General features: G+C 45.8%; 1 protein-coding gene. It reads left to right on the plus strand.

The features are described from left to right. Positions 1-249, plus strand: a 249-nt coding sequence (locus A3712_RS28040; protein ID WP_197465904.1) for a hypothetical protein, incomplete at both ends; no start/stop codon positions are given.

Below are 249 nucleotides of genomic sequence, written 5' to 3' on the forward strand. Positions count from 1 at the left end.
CAACCACCTCGTAGAGCGTTTGCAGCTTCGAGTAGTTAAGAGGTCTAAGATCAAAGTTGAACTCTTTAGTATTGGGGTTGGAGAATGGGCGATTATCTTCAATACCAGTGCCGGAGGAGCGAAGATTAAGGAGCGCTTTGTCGAATTTGCAGATGAAGTTGAACGTGTTAACTTCGAACCTTATGGCTTAACCGATATTGACTACCTATCGGTCTCGTTATGTGGCGGCTTTGCCAGTCGCTGTGACTT

This window comes from Vibrio sp. HI00D65 (assembly GCF_001635455.1).
In the GTDB taxonomy this organism is placed as follows: Bacteria; Pseudomonadota; Gammaproteobacteria; order Enterobacterales; family Vibrionaceae; genus Vibrio.